Origin of the sequence: Agromyces badenianii (assembly GCF_003070885.1) — a bacterium.
In the GTDB taxonomy this organism is placed as follows: Bacteria; Actinomycetota; Actinomycetes; order Actinomycetales; family Microbacteriaceae; genus Agromyces; species Agromyces badenianii.
Genome location: NZ_CP028913.1, coordinates 661,396 through 677,544, shown reverse-complemented (window position 1 = coordinate 677,544; position 16,149 = coordinate 661,396). Strand labels below are relative to the sequence as shown.

Below are 16,149 nucleotides of genomic sequence, written 5' to 3'. Positions count from 1 at the left end.
TCGCGCGGATTCCTTGGAGCATCGCCGCGCGCGGGCGGGTTGGGATACCCCAAGGGTATACGTGATAGCGTCGCCGGGATGATTCCGGCACCCGAGGCCGCCTGAGCGACGCACCCGGCAGCAGCCCGCATCACCCGATCCGACAGGAGCCTCAGTGCGATCCACCACCCCGAACGACGTCCACGCGATCGCCGACGCCGTCATCCTCGATGTGCGCGAGCCGCACGAGCTCGTCCAGGCCCGCATCGAGGGCACCATCGACATTCCGCTCGGCGATCTCGTCGAACGGGTCGCCGAGGTGCCGGGCGACACCACCGTCTTCGTGCTCTGCCATGCGGGCGGTCGCAGCGCGCAGGCCGCGCAGTACCTCGAAGCGCAGGGCATCGACGCCGTGAACATCGACGGCGGCATCATCGCGTGGTACCGGGCGGGACTTCCCGTCACCCTCGGCGGCGCATCGTGACGACCGTCACCGCAGAGACCGCCGAGACGCAGCGGCGCATCGCGAACCGGCTGAAGCGCGCCCGCGGTCAGCTCAACGCCGTCATCGAGGCCGTCGAGTCCGGAGCCGACTGCCGCACGGTCGTGACGCAGCTCTCGGCCGTGTCGAGCGCCCTCGACAAGGCCGGCTTCGCGATCATCTCGACCGCGATGCGCGACTGCCTCGCCGCGCCCGACCACTCCAGGGCGACGGATGGCCCGGAGCGACTGAGCGTCGACGAACTCGAGAAGCTCTTCCTCACGCTCTCCTGAACGAGGCGCCGGGGCCGCGACCGGCCGTCAGTGCACGGCGAGTTCGAGGCCGTGCGCGGCGGCGACACCCTCGTTCGTGAGACGGCCGGCCGTCGCGTTGAGTCCCTTGGCGAGCGCCGGGTCGGCGGCGAGCGCGGCCTCCCAGCCGAGATCGGCGATCTTCAGCGTGTACGGCAGGGTCGCGTTCGTGAGCGCGGGCGTCGAGGTCGCGGGCACGGCGCCGGGCATGTTGGCGACGCAGTAGTAGATGGCGTCGTGCACGCGGAACGTCGGTTCGGCGTGGGTGGTCGGTCGCGAGCCCTCGAAGCATCCGCCCTGGTCGATCGCGATGTCGACGAGCACGGCGCCCGGCTTCATGGCGGCGACCATCTCGTCGCTGACGACCTTCGGCGCGGCGGCGCCGGGAACGAGCACGGCGCCCACGACGAGGTCGGCGTCTTTCAGCTGCCGCGCGATCTCGTAGGGCGAGGAGGCGAGGGTGTGGATGCGGTGGTCGTATCGGGCGTCGATCTCGCGCAGCTTGGGGAGGGAGATGTCGAACACCGTGACGTCGGCGCCGAGGCCGAGCGCGGTCGCAGCGGCCTGCTCGCCGGCGACACCGCCGCCGATGACGACGACCTTGGCGGGCGAGGTGCCGGGCACGCCCGCGAGGAGCACGCCGCGCCCGCCCCGCGACGCGAGCAGCTCGGCGGCGCCGACCTGGGGCGCGAGCCGACCGGCGACCTCGCTCATCGGGGTCAGCAGCGGCAGCGATCGGTCGGCCAGCTGCACGGTCTCGTAGGCGATCGCCGTGACCCCCGAGTCGAGGATGGCCCGGGTGAGCGGCAGGTCGGCCGCGAGGTGCAGGTAGGTGAAGAGGGTCAGGTCGTCACGGAGGAAGCCGTACTCGGCGGCGATCGGCTCCTTGACCTTCAGCACGAGATCGGCCGACCACGCCTCTGCGGCGGTCGCGACGATCGAGGCGCCGGCCGCTGCGTACTCGGCGTCGAGGTAGCCCGCTCCCGTGCCCGCGCCGGCCTGGATCGCCACCTCATGGCCGCGCCCGGCGAGCGCGTGCACCCCGGCCGGCGTCATGGCGACGCGGAACTCGTTGTTCTTGATCTCTGCGGGCACGCCGATGCGCATGGGTTGCTCCGATTGCTGTGGGCCGAATCTCGTGGTGATGAGTGGCATCATTCTCGCCGTGTATGCGCGAATCCGACAGATCAACCGCATGAAATTCGGTAGAATCGCAAGATCCGCTGCACTCGTTCGAATGAAGGATGCTCCGATGTCCGACGCACCGCAGATCAGCGCACCCGGCGCCGAGCCCACGCCCGTCGTGCTCGACGCGATCGACCGTCAGATCATCGCCCGACTGCACGAGAACGCCCGCATCCCCAATATCGATCTCGCCCGCGCCGTCGGCGTCTCACCGTCGACCTGCCTCGCCCGGGTGCGCTCGCTCCGCGAACGCGGCGTCATCGTGCGCTACACCGCCGAGATCGACCCAGCGGCCCTCGGCTACCACCTGCAGGCGCTCGTGAGCGTGCGCATCCGGCCGGGCGCCCGGCACCTGATGGAGCAGATCTCCGACGAGCTGCGCACCCAGCCCGAGGTCGCCCAGCTCTTCTTCCTCGGCGGCTCTGAAGACTTCCTCATCCACGTGCGCGTGCGCGACAGCGACCACGTACGCCAGTTCGTGCTGAAGAACCTCTCGGCCAACCCGGCCGTCGCCCTCACCGAGACGAACCTCGTGTTCGAGCACCACACCGCGCTGTCGGCCGGCCTGCGCGCCGTGATCTGAGGGTCGCCCGCGCCGATTCGCCGGGCCAACGGATGCCTCGAGCCCTCGCCAGTCGCGGCATCCCGCCCTATCGTTGTGGCCATGGCGCCCCACGAGATCGTCGCCCCCATGCTCGCCAAGGCCGTGCCGACCGTGCCCGCCCCCGACTCGGTCGACGGCGGCCTCGCCTACGAACCGAAATGGGACGGCTTCCGCGGCATCGTCGTCTTCGACGGCGAGCACGTCGAGATCGGCAGCCGCGGGGCGAAGCCCCTCACCCGGTATTTCCCGGAGCTCGTGGAGGCGTTCACGAGGCTGCTGCCCGGGCCGTGCGTGCTCGACGGGGAGATCGTCATCTCGACGGCGCGCACCGGGCGGGCGCGCCTCGATTGGGAGGCGCTCGCCCAGCGCATCCACCCGGCCGCGAGCCGGGTCGAACTGCTCTCCCGCGAGACGCCCGCCATGTTCGTGGCCTTCGACCTGATCGAGGCCGAGGGGGTCTCGCTGCTCGACGAACCGTTCTCGAAGCGCCGAGCCGCGCTCGAACGGCTCGTCGGCGGCATCGGCGACCCGATCCGGTTGACCCGCATCACGACGGACGTCGCACTCGCCCGGCGCTGGCTCGAGGAGTTCGAGGGGGCCGGGCTCGACGGTGTCGTCGCGAAGCCGCTCGCTGCGCCGTACTCGCCGGGCAAGCGCGTGATGCTGAAGGCCAAGCACCACCGCACCGCCGATGTGGTGGCGATCGGCTATCGCATCCACGCGTCGGGAACGGGCGTCGGCTCGATCCTGCTCGGCCTCTACGACGACGAGGGCCGGCTCCGCAATGTCGGCGGCATGTCGGCGTTCAGCAATGCCCGGCGACTCGAGCTCATCGACGAACTCGAGCCGTACATCGTTCGCGACGACGACGGCGGAGCGGTCACCGGCGACACCGAGCGCAGCCGCTTCTCCTCCGGCCGCGACGTCTCGTTCGTGCAGTTGCGCCCCGAGCTCGTCGCGGAGGTTCGCTACGACCAGTTGGAGGGTGATCGCTTCCGGCACACGGCCCAATTCGAGCGTTGGCGGCCCGACCGAGAGCCGCGCTCGTGCACCTTCGAGCAGATCGAACGCCCGATCGCCTACGACCTCGATGACGTGCTCGGCTGAGTCCTTCGCACCGCCGTTCGCTAGCATGCGCGACGCGAAAGTCAATCCCTTCCAGCGCGATGAGGTCGCGCGTATGTTCGATAATGCCGGCCCCGATGCTGCGGCCGATTCGAACGAGGAGCACACCCATGAGCGACAACGACCCGTCGGTCTCGAGCCCGGGAGACGAACTCGATCAGGCCGTCGACGCGGCCGAACAGCACCAACGCGCCGAGGAAGACGCCGACGCCGACGAACGGTCGGTCGTGCGCGATCCCGAGACGGGGCGCACGTTCGAGGAGGATGCGCAATGAGCTCGGTCCTCGACGACCCTGCACACGACGCGAGCGCGCAGCGCATGCATGGTCTCCCCCCGATCGGCCTCTGGTGGCCGATGCTGGAACGTCCCCTGCAGATGGAAGTGATGGAGAACGTCGACGCGCCCCTTCGCGCCGTCGTCGTGCGCCGCATCTTCGAACTCTGCGAACTCGACCCGGGTCACGGCCCGCGCCTCGGTGTGCGGCTCGGTGAGAACGAGCGCGCGTACATCGCCGGCTGGATGCACTCGGTCGACTGGCACTGACGCGATTCCGCGGCGGCGGCGACCTGCGGCGGGTCGGACGCCGTCGCAGTCGGCCGTGGCGCAGAATCGCGGTATGTCGAGGGCAACCGTCGACGCGCGGCGGTACGAGCGCGAGAGCATCGAGTTCGCACGAACGTTCGCCTTCCTCGACGCCGTCTACGCGATCGCACTTACCTTGCTCGTCGTGAACATCGATCCCCCGCCGGCGTCCGATTGGGCGAACGTCGCGACCCTCTTCGACAGCGGGCTCGGTTGGCAGCTGCTCGGCTTCGGCATCAGCTTCGCCGTGATCGCGGTGTTCTGGCGGGCCAACCACCGCATCGTCGCGGGCTTCAGCGCGATCACGCCCGCGGTGATCACCGCGAACCTCGTGGCGATCGCCTTCGTCGTGCTCATCCCCTTCTCGACGCAGGGCATCAGCGACGCCGAGACGGCCGACCAGCCGCTCGCCGTCTCGGTGTACGCCGTGAACATCAGCGCGGCCGTGTTCGCCCAGGCCGCGGTCTTCTTCATCGCGCGCCGCGACGGGGTGCTGCGCGATCCCCTCCCGCGCCGGGCCGACACCGTCAAGTTCGTCGACACGCTGACGACGCCCGCGATCTTCCTCGCCTCCATCCCGATCGCCTACGTCTTCGGCGCCGACTGGGCGCGCTACTCCTGGTTGCTCCTCATCGTCATCGGCCCGCTCAGCGGGCGGTGGGCCGAGCGCCGCATCGCGCGCATCCGTGCGTCGGCCGAGTCGCATCCGGCCGGCAGCGCGAGCGACTGACGCGCTCGCGTCCGTACGACCCGGTCGCTCCCCCGGCGACACCGCCACCGCCACCGCCATGACCGTCACGTGTGCGATCGTGTCGGCGCAGGGTGCGACGATTGACGGATGACCGTCGACACGTACCCGTTCGTGGAGGAGCTCGCGATCGCGAGGTTCGTCGGTCCGCTGAACCTCAGCAGGGGCCGTACGGCGGAGCGCGCCGGCGCCGTCGTCTCGCTCATGTGGGACCCGGCCCACTTCCGGCTGAGCGCCGATGTTCGCGGCACCGCGCCCGAGCCGTACCGCTCGAACGTGAAGCTCGACTTCGGCATGCCCGGGCGGGCCACGATCCTCGCCGGGGCGTGCACGTGCCCCGTCGGCCGCAATTGCAAGCATGTCGCGGCGACGCTGCTCGCGGCTGCCGAGCGGCACCGACGTGAGCGCGCCGAAGAGGCCGAGTCGGCGGCACGCGATACGGCGAGCGCGGCGGTCGCCGGTTGGCGAGGCGAGTTGGCGGCTCTGGCCGGCAACGTCGACGGGCCTGGCGACGCGGATGCCACGGCAGCGCGCAAGCCGTTGGCGCTGCAGTTCGAGCTGCGCGAGCGCGTGGCCCGTCGAGCCAGCGCACGGCAGGCCGCGCGCGACGAGCCGGCCTCGACCGCGGCATCCGTCGACCGGCTCGCCGTGCGCCCGGTGACCCGCGGCACCCGTGGCGGCTGGATCAAGGGGAACCTCACCTGGCAGAACGTCGGCTTCCAAGGCCGGGCCGGCGGGTTTGATCCGGCGCAGGCCCGATGGTTCGCCGAGTTCTCGATGCTGAAGGGCACCCGGCACTCCGCGTTCGCCGAGTACGGCTCCGCATGGATCTCGCTCGACGAATACGAGAGCCGCACCCTCTGGGCACTGCTCGATGCGGCGCCCCGCCTCGGCATCGCCCTCGTCGGCACCACGTCGCGCGCCACGATCGGCATCGAGGGCGGCGCGGTGATCGGGCTCGATGCCCGCAGGCCCGGTCCCGTCGAATCCGACCTCGTGCTCACCCCGTCGGTCATCGTCGGCGGGGCGGCGCACTCGGCCGAGCAGGTGCGGCTCATCGGCGACCACGGCGTCTATGCGTACGACTTCGCCCGCGGCACGATCACGCTCGCGCCGCTCGCCGCCCCGCTCACTCCGGCCGGCCGTGCAGCGGTGCGACGTCGATCACCGATCGTGGTGCCGTCCACCGAGGTCGCGGCCTTCGTCGAGGAGCAGTACGCCACGATCGCACGCTCGCTGCGACTCACGAGCGGCGACAGCAGCTTCGCGCTGCCCGAGCTGCCGCCGGCGACGCTCGTCGTCACGATGCATCACGAGCCCCACCATGTGCTGCGCCTCGAGTGGGAGTGGGAGGCCGACGGCGGGCGCCGCTTCGCGCTCGACTCGCCCGACGCCGAGTTCCACGATCCCGAGCGCGAGCGGCTCGTCGCGGCATCCGCTGCCGCCCTGCTCGCCGACGACCCGGCCGGGCTGCCCGCGGTGATGCCCGGCACGGAACCGAAGCTGCGCGCGGAGGCGACGCTCCGGGGCCTCGCGAGTGCCGAGTTCACGGCCCGGTTGCTCGCCCGCCTGCAGGAGCTCGATCGGCTGCGGGTGGAGGTCATCGGCGACCCGCCCGCGTATCGCGAACTCGTCGAGGCGCCGAAGCTCACCGTCTCGACCGTCGAGAGCGAGCGCACCGACTGGTTCGACCTCGGCGTCGTCGTGACCGTCGAAGGAAAGCGGGTGCCGTTCGGGCCCCTGTTCAGCGCGCTCGCCAAGGGCCGAGCGAAGCTCCTGCTCATCGACGGCAGCTACCTGTCGCTCAAGCAGCCCGTGTTCGACCCGCTCCGCGAGCTCATCGAAGAGGCCGGGTCACTGCGCGAATGGGAGGTCGGGCTGCGCATCAGCCGCTACCAGACGAGCCTCTGGGCGGAGTTCGAAGACCTCGCCGACCAGTCCGAGACCGCGGTGGCCTGGCGTGAGACCGTCGCCGGCCTCCGCGCGGCCGACCGCGTCGAAGAGATCGCGCCGCCGTCAGGGCTGGCGATGGAGCTGCGCCCCTATCAGCTGGCGGGCTACCGCTGGCTCGCGTTCCTGTACCGGCACGGGCTCGGCGGCATCCTCGCCGACGACATGGGCCTCGGCAAGACCGCCCAGACGCTCGCGCTCATCGCGCACGCGCACGAGACCGCCGGTGACTCCGAGCGTCGCCCCTTCCTCGTCGTCGCCCCGACCTCCGTCGTCTCGAACTGGGCGAGCGAGGCCGCGCGGTTCGTGCCGGGGCTGCGGGTCGAATCGGTGACCGCCACCCGAGCGGCCAGCCGCACGCGACTCGCGGATGTCGCGGGGCGCGCCGACATCATCGTGACGAGCTACGCGATCCTCCGCCTCGACGCCCCCGAGTTCGCCGGCGTCGAATGGGCCGGGCTCGTGCTCGACGAGGCGCAGTTCGTGAAGAACGCGTCATCGAAGGCGAACGCCGCGGCCCGCGACATCCGTGCGCCGTTCCGCCTCGCCGTCACCGGAACGCCCGTCGAGAACAACCTCATGGAGTTGTGGGCGCTGCTGAAGATCGTCGCTCCGGGGCTGTTCCCCTCGGGCCGGGGGTTCGCCGAGCGATTCGCCCGGCCGATCGAGAACGACCACAACGCCGAGCGGCTCGCGACGCTGCGCCGCCGCATCCGCCCCTTCATGCTGCGCCGCACGAAGGAGGTCGTGGCGCCCGAGCTGCCGCCGAAGCAGGAGCAGGTGCTGACCGTTCAGCTCGACTCCGAGCACCAGCGCATCTACGACGCCTTCCTGCAGCTCGAGCGCCAGAAGCTGCTCGGCCTCATCGACGATCTCGACCGCAACCGGTTCACCGTGTTCCGTTCGCTCACCCTGCTGCGCATGCTGAGCCTGCACGCCGGGCTCATCGACGCCGACCAGTACGCCGAGGTGCCGTCGGCGAAACTCGACGCGCTCTTCGATCAACTCGACGAAGTGGTCGCCGAAGGGCATCGGGCGCTCGTCTTCAGCCAGTTCACCTCGTTCCTGAAACTGGCCGCCGCCCGGCTCGAGGCCGCGGGGGTGCCGTACGCGTACCTCGACGGATCGACGACGCGGCGGGCCGAGGTCATCGGAACGTTCCGCGAGGGCGACGCGCCGGTCTTCCTGATCAGCCTGAAGGCGGGCGGCTTCGGCCTGAACCTCACCGAGGCCGACTACGTCTTCCTCCTCGACCCGTGGTGGAACCCCGCGAGCGAAGCCCAGGCCGTCGACCGGGCGCACCGCATCGGGCAGTCCAAATCGGTCAACGTCTACCGCATGGTCGCCGAGGGCACGATCGAAGAGAAGGTCATGGCACTGAAGGCGCGCAAGGCGAAGCTCGTCTCCTCCCTCATGGACGACGGCGAGCTCTTCAGCGAGTCCCTCACGGCCGACGACATCCGGGGCCTGCTCGACGGGTGAGCCGCTCGGCATCGTCGCGACCGTCGTCTTCGCCGCGCAGATGACGTCGGCGGCGCGCGTTCACTCGCAGATCACGGTGCCCCCGGCAGGATTCGAACCTGCGCTTCCGACTTAGGAGGTCGGCACTCTATCCCCTGAGTTACGGGGGCGGCCGTAAGAGTCTACGTCCTGCGATAGTCGCCGCTGTACTTCGAGGCTCCCATCTGTACCGGCTCGCGGTAGCGTATTCTGCGGCGCACGTGCGCCACGACGAACCGCGGCACGGCCGCAGAACGGGGCGGCATGAGCGAGTCGACGGGCACGAGGTTCTGGGTGGGCGCGTCGACGACGGGCGCTCTGGGATCGGTGGCGCGAGGCATCCGCCCCCTGGATGTCGCCGCCGACGGCACGGTCGCGCTCGGCGAGCCGGTCGACGTCGGACCGAACCCGATGTTCCTCGCGATCTCCCCCGCAAGCGGCCTGCTCGGCATCGTGCACGAGCTCACCGACGGTCTCGTCTCCACGTGGACCCTCGAAGGCGACACCGTCGCACCGTTCGGCCGACCGGGCGTCACCGGCGCGGCCGACCCGTGTCATCTCGCCTTCGACGAAGCGGGCGAGCTCATCTTCGCCGCGAACTACTCGGGCGCTCGGCTCTCAGTGCACCGATCCGGCCCGGATGCCGCAGCCGACGTCGTGCTCGCGGCCGACTTCACGGGCACCGGTCCGAACCACGAGCGGCAGGAGTCCTCGCACCCGCACCAGGCCGTCGTCGACTCGGCGAGACACCGGCTGCTCGTGCCCGACCTCGGCGCCGACCGCATTCGGGTGCTCGCCCTCGATGGCCTGCCCGCGACCCTCGCGCACGATGATGCGGCCGACATCGCGATGCACGCCGGCGCCGGTCCCCGTCACCTCGTGATCGCCGGAGACCTCGCGATCACGGCGAACGAGCTCGACCGCACCGCGAGCGTCATCGACCTGGCCGAGGGGCGCGAAGTGGCCTGGTTCTCCATCGGCGACGACGTCGAGCCGCGCGGCCTCGGCTGCTCCGCGATCCGCCTGACGCAGGGCGGCATCGTGCTCATCGGCGATCGCGACGCCGAGGCCCTGCGCGGCCTGCGCCTCGACGCTGAGGCCCGCACGCTCGAACTCGTGGCCACCGTCCCGACCGGCGGGCGGCACCCGCGCGACCTCGAGGTGACGCACGACGAGCGGTTCGCGCTCGTCGCCGATCAGGGCTCCGACTCGATCGCCGTCGTCGCGCTCGACCCCGACGGCGTGCCGACCGAGGTCGTGGGCGTCGTCGAAACCCCGGCGCCCGCCTGCCTCGCGCGGGTCTGAGCAGCACCGCGCGACCGCGACCGGCGACTCAGCCGGGTGAGTACACGACTCAGCCGGGTGGGTAGAGGTACAACGCATCACCGGCCGGGATGGTGCGGCGGTGGTACGAGTGGTCGGAGTTCTGGTTGTACTCCTCGATGTTCACGGTGCCGTCGCTGTTGATCGACTGCACGTAGGCCACGTGGTTGTAGGGGAACCAGGCGACAGCGCCGACGACCGGCTCGCTCGAGGTCGGCCAGCCGCGACTCGCCCAGGCGTCGGCCCAGGCGTACGCACTGCCCGACGCGAGGTTGCCCCAGTCCCAGCGCCACGGCGCGCTCGTCACGCCCGCATCACGGTTCAAGCGCCAGGCGACGAAGTCGACGCACTCGCGGAAGTAGTAGCGCAGCGGCGAGAGCCCTCCGCCGTAGTCATCGGGCGTCTGGTCCCACCAAGGGTAGTCGTCGCCCTCGGCCTTGACCGTGTAGACGGCGTAGCTTCCCGAACCGCGTGAGGCGAGGTTCGCAGCCCAGGCCGCCTTGTCCCTGGACTCCTGATCGAGACGGGCCGCTTCGATGTCGGCCTTGGTCTCGACGGAGTAGGCATCGTTCGACAGCGGGGCACCGCTCGCGAGCGAGGAGACCTCGACGTCCTGCGCCTCGGCCTTGCTGAGACTGAAGGCACCGGATGCCCCGAACGTCTCGCCGCCCGGCATGAACGCGTAGGCCGGCAGCGCAACGGTGCCGACGATCGCCGGCACGACGATCACGGTCGCGAAGACGCGCATCGGGCTGTTGCGGCGCGTGGTGGTGCGCGGAGCGCGCGCCACTGCCTTCGCGATGTCGGCAGGGGCATCGACGGCATGGGCATCGACGGCGTGCGCATCGATGGCGGCGGAGGGCGCGGCTCCCGCTCGACCCTTGCCCGTCTTCAACCGCCTCGGCGCCGGAGCGGCGCTTCGACGCGCTCGACCTCGGTCAGCTGAACGACGCGTGGAGCGCGGGCGATCGTCTGCGTCGTTCGTCTCGTCACCGTTCAACAGCTGAACCTCCGGGCACCGCTCGAAGGCCGCAGTGCAGCCCGGAACGGAGTGGCTTCTCGGGTGTCGGCGACTCTGGGGGCGCCCGACTCGTACCACCCTATGGCACGGGTCGGGCTCTTGTCACGACTCGTTTAGGCGGCGGTCGCCAGGTACTCGTCCCACTGCGGCAGCGGCCGCTCGAAACCGCGCACCACCCAGTTGCGCCCGTTCGGGCGGCCCGGCGTGAAGCGCAGCTCCCAGCCCATCTCGGCCGGCGTGCGGTCGCTCTTCGTGTTGTTGCATCGCAGGCAGCAGGCGACGAGGTTCTCCCACGTGTCGCGGCCGCCGCGAGAACGCGGCAGGACATGGTCGATCGTCGCTGCGGAACGGCCGCAGTAGGCGCACTGGTGATCGTCGCGGCGAAGCACGCCCCGTCGGCTCACTGGCGCCTGGCTCAGGTGCGGGGCGCGAACGTACCGCGTGAGGAGGATGACGCTCGGCCGTTGCCACGACCCGCTGGCCGCGCACACCGGGTTGCCCTCGTCGTGCCGGATGACGGTGGCCTTCTGATTCATGACGAGGAGCAGCGCCCGCTTGAACGAGACGACGGCGAGCGGCTCATACCCCGCATTGAGCACCAGTGTGCGCATGGAGTGCCTTTCGATCGGGGCTGGATGGCTTCCAGCCGCGTGAACGGATCGGCGGTCCGAGCGTGTGCCGGGCGAGCAGTGGCAGCATCGGCGGTCGGCTCGAAAGGCCCGGAAAACAGAGAACGGGCACCGTCGTGATGACAGTGCCCGTCGGAGCGTTCGCCCGGTTCGTGCTCGATTGACTGCTGCGCCGTTGATCGAAGAGCGCGCGCGCACCCGTGGAATGGATGCTGCGCGACTTGACCATCGGCTTCCCCTGCCCGGTTTCTCGGATCGTCAGGGTCTCAGGTTAGAACACGAATGGCGCGCCGGGAACTTCCGGCGCGCCATTCACGTCTTGTGTTACGCGATGTTCACCGATCAGATGCCGATGCGCACGATGTAGTAGTCGCTCGTCCAGATGGGCTGCACGCGAACGGATGCCCCTTCGTAGGGCGCGTGCAGGATCATGCCGTTGCCTGCGTAGAAGCCGTCGTGGCCGGGCATGATGACGAGGTCGCCGGGCTGCGCGTCGGCCTCGGAGATGCGGGTGCCCATGGCTCCCTGACCCGCCGAGGAGTGCGGCATGCCCACGCCGAACTGCGCGTAGACGTACATCACGAAGCCGGAGCAGTCGAAACCGGCCGGAGTGGCGCCGCCGTAGACGTACGGTGTGCCGATGTACTGCGTGGCGACGCCGTAGACGCTCGCGAGGTCGAAGTTCGGGTACGGCGGGTTCGCGAGGAAGTCGCCGACCGACGGCCCCGAGTACGAGGCGGCGTACGAGGTCATCGCGGACTCGGCGGCGACTCGGGCCGCCTCGGCCTCAGCGGCAGCCTCGGCAGCGGCGTTGATCTCGGCGCCCGTGACGGCGGCGTAGCCGTCTTTCGTCACCGGCGCCGCGATGACGTCGTCGGTCACCTCGACGGACTGCGCCTCGGCCTTGGTGAGCTTCGTCACGTCGGTCTGGGCGAACTGCGGACCGGCCGAACCCGGCGCGAACGCGTAGGCGGGGATCGCCAGGGTGCCGACGATGCCGGCGGCGACCGTCATGACGAGCACGTTCGCGAGCGGGCCGCGACGCAGACGCCGAGACGACGGCAGCGGTGCGGTGACGCGAGCTGCCGCGTCGGGCTGGGCGATGCGTGGGGAAACGGGCGCCTTCGCGGCGATGATCGCCTTCGTAGCAGCCCCGCGAGCGTGGTTTCTGGTGAGACGACGCCGGGAGAATCGAGCCAAGATGTGTACCTCCGTCGCCCCACGACAACGAATGTCACCCCACCGGATGCGCGCAGCGGCGCTTACGGGTACTTGATCGAGCGGTGGGCTTGGGAGGCGTCTCGACCCTGGTCCTCCGACTGGCTTCTCGCCGGCGGACTCGAAAGAGACTACGCGAGGTAGGCCCAAATGTCACATTCTGGTCACGGCGTGGCCATGATCAGGTCATTTCGCGATGAAGAGGTGGCCGGCAACCTCGCTCGGCAGCTCGAGGCCGCCGTCGACGCCGTCGACCTCGACGAGCACGTAGCCGCCGGCGCGACTGAATGAGGCAGAGGCCCCGGGGATCACGCCGGCATGCTTGAGCTGGGCGAGCAGCTCGGGGTCGAACTGCACCGGCTCGCCGAGGCGCCGCACGATGCCGCGAACCGGCGCCTGGCTCGCATCGACTGCTTCGACGACGTTCACCACGCCCGACATGAACGGGTCGGCCGGCGGAAGGCCGAGCTCTTCGAGGCCGGGGATCGGGTTGCCGTACGGGGACTCGCGGGGGCTGCCGAGGATCTCGATGAGGCGGCGTTCGACCTGCTCGCTCATGACGTGCTCCCAGCGACATGCCTCGTCGTGCACGAACTCCCACTCGAGGCCGATGACGTCGGCGAGGAGCCGCTCTGCGAGTCGATGCTTGCGCATGACGTGCACGGCCTTGGAACGGCCTTCGGGGGTGAGCTCGAGGTGCCGGTCGCCGGAGACGACCACGAGGCCGTCGCGCTCCATGCGGGCGACGGTCTGGGATACGGTGGGGCCGGAATGGCCGAGCCGCTCGGAGATGCGCGCCCGCAGCGGCACGATGTTCTCCTCCTCGAGATCGAGGATCGTGCGGAGGTACATCTCCGTGGTGTCGATCAAGTCGGTCACGCGCCATCCTCCCGTTTGTCACAGCCCGTCTTCCAGCCTAGCGGGCGGCACCCCCTCGCTAGACTCGACGCATGCCGAGCATCGTGATTCCCCGTGACCTGCTGCCCGTCGACGGACGCTTCGGCTGCGGACCCTCCAAGGTACGCCCCGAGCAGCTCGCGCACCTCGCCGAGGTCGGACCTTCGCTCCTCGGCACCTCGCACCGGCAGGCCCCCGTGAAGCAGCTCGTTGGCCGCGTCCGAAGCGGGCTCGGCGAACTCTTCGAGCTGCCCGACGGCTACGAGGTCGTGCTCGGTAACGGCGGTTCGACGGCGTTCTGGGACGCGGCCGCATTCGGCCTGATCGAGCAGCGCGCGCAGCTCGCGTCGTTCGGCGAGTTCGGTGCGAAGTTCGCGGCGGCCGCAGCGGCACCGTGGCTCGCCGCCCCCGACGTGCGCAAGGCCGAGCCGGGTTCGCGGGCCGAGCCCGCCCCCCTCGACGGCATCGACGTCTACGCGTGGCCGCAGAACGAGACGTCGACGGGAGTGATGGCCCCGGTCGCCCGTGTCGCCGGCGACGAGGGCGCGCTCACCGTCATCGACGCCACGAGCGCAGCGGGTGGCATCCTGGTCGACCCGTCGCAGTTCGACGTCTACTACTTCGCCCCGCAGAAGAACTTCGCCTCCGACGGCGGCATCTGGTTCGCCCTGTTCTCCCCCGCGGCGATCGAGCGCGTCGAGCGCATCGCGGCGAGCGGACGCTACATCCCCGAGTTCCTCTCGCTGAAGAACGCGGTCGACAATTCCCGTCTCGACCAGACCCTGAACACCCCCGCGCTCGCGACCCTGCTGCTGCTCGAGAACCAGCTCGACTGGATGAACGCCTCCGGCGGGCTCGCCTGGGCTGACGCTCGCACGCGCGAGTCGTCGTCGGTGCTCTACGACTGGGCCGAGCGCACCTCGATCGCCACCCCGTTCGTCGCCGACCCCGCGCACCGCTCGCAGGTCGTCGTCACGATCGACTTCGACGAGACGACGGATGCCGCGGCGCTCGCCTCGGTGCTTCGTGCTAATGGCATCGTCGACACCGAGCCCTACCGCAAGCTCGGCCGCAACCAGTTGCGCGTCGCGACCTTCACCGCGATCGAACCCGATGACGTTCGGGCCCTCACCGCCTCGATCGACTACGTACTGTCGCAGATCGGCTGACCGCGATGCGGCTCTGGCTGAGCGAAGAGGAACGGCGCCCCGACCCGGCGCCGGCCAGAGCTGACGCCCGCAAGGCCGTGCTCGCGGGCACGCTCGCGTGGGTCGTCGCGCTCGTCGCCTGCTTCGTCTCCCGTGAACCGCTCGAGTCGGCCGGACTCTGGTGGTTCGCGGCGGCCGCCGTCACCGGCATCGCGTTCGGCCTCGTCGGTCTCGCGGTCGTGCAGGTGATCAGACGACGGGCGCGTCAGGCGCCGGCGCGGCCGATCGACTGATCGTCGCCCGAATCCTCGTCGGTCTCGTCGCCGCCCGATTCCCCGTCGACTGAATCGTCGTCGCCGGTCTCGCCCTCGCCGGTCTCGCCCTCGTCGGTCTCGCCCTCGTCGAGGCCCGACAGGTCGAGCGCGTCGATGTCGATGCCGTTGAACTCGTCGTCGACATCGTCGACGTGCACGTCATCGAGCTCGTCGTCATCGTCGTCGTCGTCGTCGTCATCGTCGTCGTCGTCGTCATCGTCGAGCTCGTCGTCGAGCTCGTCATCATCGTCGTCGTGCTCGTCGTCGACGGCCTCGGCCCCGTCTTCACCGTCGCTCGACTCGTCGCCGGCGGCGGCGGCATCCTGCGCGGCACGGTAGTCGGCCAGTCGCTCCGACCACGGCACCCAGTCGGGCGCGAGCAACGCGGTCTCGCCGGGCATGAGCTCGGTCTCGAGCACGGTCGCCTCAGCGTCGTCGTCGGCACGCGAGAGCGTGACGCTCCAGCGCCAGCCGGGGTAGCCGCCGAGATCGGAGGCGAAGAGCAGCGTCAGCACGTGCTCACCCTCGACGAGGTGACCGACGACCGATCCGACGGTCTCGGGAGCCGTGACCTCGAGCAGCGCCCGCCGGGCGAGATCCACCGACGACAGCAGCACCTCGTCGGCCACGACGACCGACGGGTTCTCGGATTCCGTCTGCTCAGGCATCCAGATCGTCTGCCACCTTGCGCAGCACCGCGGCGACGGTGCGTGCCTTCGACTTCTCGGGGTACCGCCCGCGGCGGAGGTCGGCTCCGATGCCGTCGAGCACCTTCACGACGTCTTCGACGATGATCGCCATGTCGTCGGCGGGCTTCCGGTTGATCTTCGTGAGGCTCACCGGCGCATCGAGCACACGCACCGAGAGGGCCTGCGCGCCGCGCTTGCCCTCGGCGACGCCGAACTCGAGGCGACTGCCCGCACGCACGGTCGCGCCGGCGGGGAGTGCGGATGCGTGGAGGAAGACCTCCAGGCCGTCATCGGAGCTGATGAAGCCGAATCCCTTTTCCTCGTCGTAGAACTTGACCTTGCCGGTGGGCATCGTATGAACCTCGCTCATGTCTGCAGGCGCGCTGAACCGCTGCGCCGTCCGTCGCCAGTCTACGGCTCCCGAACACCCGCAAGTCGGTCGGC

General features: G+C 70.2%; 18 protein-coding genes and 1 tRNA gene. 11 read left to right on the top strand and 8 right to left on the bottom strand.

Annotated elements, in window-relative coordinates; all coding sequences use genetic code 11:
* Positions 1–154: 154 nt before the first annotated feature.
* A complete protein-coding gene (locus DCE93_RS03255) occupies positions 155–463 on the top strand; it encodes a rhodanese-like domain-containing protein (RefSeq protein ID WP_108594615.1) in 309 nt (102 codons plus the stop codon).
* Positions 460–753: a metal-sensitive transcriptional regulator gene (locus DCE93_RS03250; protein ID WP_205647464.1), complete on the top strand. Its 294-nt coding sequence runs from the start codon at positions 460–462 to the stop codon at positions 751–753. Before DCE93_RS03255 ends, DCE93_RS03250 begins: the two co-directional genes overlap by 4 nt.
* 27 nt (positions 754–780) lie before the next feature.
* Here the strand turns inward: DCE93_RS03250 and ald are convergent, their stop codons facing one another.
* A complete protein-coding gene (ald, locus tag DCE93_RS03245; protein WP_108594614.1) occupies positions 781–1,878 on the bottom strand; it encodes an alanine dehydrogenase in 1,098 nt (365 codons plus the stop codon).
* Positions 1,879–2,023: 145 nt separating this feature from the next.
* On the opposite strand from ald, the gene DCE93_RS03240 reads away from it, so the two are divergent.
* From DCE93_RS03240 to DCE93_RS03220, 6 genes are all read left to right on the top strand, one after another.
* Positions 2,024–2,539, top strand: a complete 516-nt coding sequence (locus DCE93_RS03240) for an Lrp/AsnC family transcriptional regulator (protein WP_108594613.1) — start codon at positions 2,024–2,026, stop codon at positions 2,537–2,539.
* Between the two features lie 81 nt (positions 2,540–2,620).
* Positions 2,621–3,667 (top strand): ATP-dependent DNA ligase, encoded by a 1,047-nt coding sequence (locus DCE93_RS03235; protein ID WP_244284229.1) that lies wholly within the window; start codon positions 2,621–2,623, stop codon positions 3,665–3,667.
* Between the two features lie 128 nt (positions 3,668–3,795).
* The gene (locus tag DCE93_RS14530) at positions 3,796–3,960 is read left to right on the top strand and encodes a hypothetical protein (protein WP_165906118.1); all 165 of its coding nucleotides are present in this window, start codon (positions 3,796–3,798) and stop codon (positions 3,958–3,960) included.
* A complete protein-coding gene (locus DCE93_RS03230; protein ID WP_108594612.1) occupies positions 3,957–4,229 on the top strand; it encodes a hypothetical protein in 273 nt (90 codons plus the stop codon). Before DCE93_RS14530 ends, DCE93_RS03230 begins: the two co-directional genes overlap by 4 nt.
* A gap of 73 nt (positions 4,230–4,302) precedes the next feature.
* Positions 4,303–4,998: a TMEM175 family protein gene (locus tag DCE93_RS03225; RefSeq protein ID WP_108594611.1), complete on the top strand. Its 696-nt coding sequence runs from the start codon at positions 4,303–4,305 to the stop codon at positions 4,996–4,998.
* A 108-nt stretch (positions 4,999–5,106) separates the two neighbouring features.
* Positions 5,107–8,448, top strand: a complete 3,342-nt coding sequence (locus DCE93_RS03220) for a DEAD/DEAH box helicase (RefSeq protein WP_108594610.1) — start codon at positions 5,107–5,109, stop codon at positions 8,446–8,448.
* Between the two features lie 77 nt (positions 8,449–8,525).
* Here DCE93_RS03220 and DCE93_RS03215 read toward each other — a convergent pair.
* Positions 8,526–8,597 (bottom strand) — tRNA-Arg (locus tag DCE93_RS03215).
* Between the two features lie 133 nt (positions 8,598–8,730).
* On the opposite strand from DCE93_RS03215, the gene DCE93_RS03210 reads away from it, so the two are divergent.
* On the top strand, positions 8,731–9,771 hold the full coding sequence (locus DCE93_RS03210; protein ID WP_108594609.1) for a lactonase family protein: 1,041 nt from the start codon (positions 8,731–8,733) through the stop codon (positions 9,769–9,771).
* A 49-nt stretch (positions 9,772–9,820) separates the two neighbouring features.
* Here DCE93_RS03210 and DCE93_RS03205 read toward each other — a convergent pair whose 3' ends face one another.
* From DCE93_RS03205 to DCE93_RS03190, 4 genes are all read right to left on the bottom strand, one after another.
* On the bottom strand, positions 9,821–10,684 hold the full coding sequence (locus DCE93_RS03205; protein WP_108594608.1) for a CHAP domain-containing protein: 864 nt from the start codon (positions 10,682–10,684) through the stop codon (positions 9,821–9,823).
* Between the two features lie 239 nt (positions 10,685–10,923).
* Positions 10,924–11,421, bottom strand: a complete 498-nt coding sequence (locus DCE93_RS03200; protein WP_108594607.1) for an HNH endonuclease — start codon at positions 11,419–11,421, stop codon at positions 10,924–10,926.
* 360 nt (positions 11,422–11,781) lie between these two features.
* The gene (locus DCE93_RS14680) at positions 11,782–12,639 is read right to left on the bottom strand and encodes a C40 family peptidase (RefSeq protein WP_235825303.1); all 858 of its coding nucleotides are present in this window, start codon (positions 12,637–12,639) and stop codon (positions 11,782–11,784) included.
* Positions 12,640–12,843: 204 nt separating this feature from the next.
* Positions 12,844–13,536 (bottom strand): iron-dependent transcriptional repressor DtxR, encoded by a 693-nt coding sequence (locus DCE93_RS03190; RefSeq protein ID WP_108594606.1) that lies wholly within the window; start codon positions 13,534–13,536, stop codon positions 12,844–12,846.
* A 71-nt stretch (positions 13,537–13,607) separates the two neighbouring features.
* Here DCE93_RS03190 and serC point away from each other — a divergent pair, with 71 nt between their 5' ends.
* Both serC and DCE93_RS03180 read left to right on the top strand, forming a co-directional pair.
* The gene (gene serC, locus DCE93_RS03185; protein WP_108594605.1) at positions 13,608–14,723 is read left to right on the top strand and encodes a phosphoserine transaminase; all 1,116 of its coding nucleotides are present in this window, start codon (positions 13,608–13,610) and stop codon (positions 14,721–14,723) included.
* A 5-nt stretch (positions 14,724–14,728) separates the two neighbouring features.
* A complete protein-coding gene (locus DCE93_RS03180) occupies positions 14,729–14,995 on the top strand; it encodes a DUF2530 domain-containing protein (RefSeq protein ID WP_108594604.1) in 267 nt (88 codons plus the stop codon).
* Here the strand turns inward: DCE93_RS03180 and DCE93_RS03175 are convergent.
* Entirely contained in the window at positions 14,968–15,684 is a 717-nt protein-coding gene (locus DCE93_RS03175) for a DUF3027 domain-containing protein (protein WP_108594603.1), read from the bottom strand. The two genes, DCE93_RS03180 and DCE93_RS03175, sit on opposite strands and share 28 nt — an antisense overlap.
* Positions 15,677–16,057, bottom strand: coding sequence for a cold-shock protein (locus DCE93_RS03170; protein ID WP_108596561.1), 381 nt, complete (start codon positions 16,055–16,057; stop codon positions 15,677–15,679). Before DCE93_RS03170 ends, DCE93_RS03175 begins: the two co-directional genes overlap by 8 nt.
* Between the last annotated feature and the right edge of the window lie 92 nt (positions 16,058–16,149).

Bases quoted from the DNA above. Each gene is read 5' to 3' on its own strand.
- ald (WP_108594614.1), bottom strand. From the start codon at position 1,878: ATGCGCATCGGCGTGCCCGCAGAGATCAAGAACAACGAGTTCCGCGTC.
- DCE93_RS03240 (WP_108594613.1), top strand. From the start codon at position 2,024: ATGTCCGACGCACCGCAGATCAGCGCACCCGGCGCCGAGCCCACGCCC.
- DCE93_RS03235 (WP_244284229.1), top strand. From the start codon at position 2,621: ATGGCGCCCCACGAGATCGTCGCCCCCATGCTCGCCAAGGCCGTGCCG.
- DCE93_RS14530 (WP_165906118.1), top strand. From the start codon at position 3,796: ATGAGCGACAACGACCCGTCGGTCTCGAGCCCGGGAGACGAACTCGAT.
- DCE93_RS03230 (WP_108594612.1), top strand. From the start codon at position 3,957: ATGAGCTCGGTCCTCGACGACCCTGCACACGACGCGAGCGCGCAGCGC.
- DCE93_RS03225 (WP_108594611.1), top strand. From the start codon at position 4,303: ATGTCGAGGGCAACCGTCGACGCGCGGCGGTACGAGCGCGAGAGCATC.
- DCE93_RS03220 (WP_108594610.1), top strand. From the start codon at position 5,107: ATGACCGTCGACACGTACCCGTTCGTGGAGGAGCTCGCGATCGCGAGG.
- DCE93_RS03210 (WP_108594609.1), top strand. From the start codon at position 8,731: ATGAGCGAGTCGACGGGCACGAGGTTCTGGGTGGGCGCGTCGACGACG.
- DCE93_RS03200 (WP_108594607.1), bottom strand. From the start codon at position 11,421: ATGCGCACACTGGTGCTCAATGCGGGGTATGAGCCGCTCGCCGTCGTC.
- serC (WP_108594605.1), top strand. From the start codon at position 13,608: ATGCCGAGCATCGTGATTCCCCGTGACCTGCTGCCCGTCGACGGACGC.
- DCE93_RS03180 (WP_108594604.1), top strand. From the start codon at position 14,729: ATGCGGCTCTGGCTGAGCGAAGAGGAACGGCGCCCCGACCCGGCGCCG.
- DCE93_RS03175 (WP_108594603.1), bottom strand. From the start codon at position 15,684: ATGCCTGAGCAGACGGAATCCGAGAACCCGTCGGTCGTCGTGGCCGAC.
- DCE93_RS03170 (WP_108596561.1), bottom strand. From the start codon at position 16,057: ATGCCCACCGGCAAGGTCAAGTTCTACGACGAGGAAAAGGGATTCGGC.